The sequence below is a fragment of the Polaribacter sp. 2305UL8-11 genome (assembly GCF_058147165.1).
In genome coordinates, this window is record NZ_JBYVJW010000135.1 from 1 (window position 1) to 232 (window position 232).

At 31.5% G+C, this 232-nt stretch carries 1 protein-coding gene; it reads right to left on the reverse strand.

Annotation, left to right across the window (positions count from 1 at the left end; all coding sequences use genetic code 11):
* A partial coding sequence (locus ACY2RW_RS16480) for a GEVED domain-containing protein (RefSeq protein ID WP_490123803.1) occupies positions 1-232 on the reverse strand: 232 nt, incomplete at both ends.

Here is a 232-nt window from a genome sequence, read left to right on the forward strand (position 1 = left end):
TTTAAACTCCAGTGATAAGCTGTATCCCAGTCTGGATTTGTAGTACCTGTCCAATAACTCGTAACAATTTTAATAGAATAATCTTCTACTTGTCCTGCACTGAAATTACAATTATAAAATTGATTGCTATAAGCAACTACACGCATTCTAAGATTTGTATTGTACTTTACATTTTTATCAGAAATATTAATATTAGCCGTAAAAGTATCACTATTTGGAGTGCCTTGTGCTG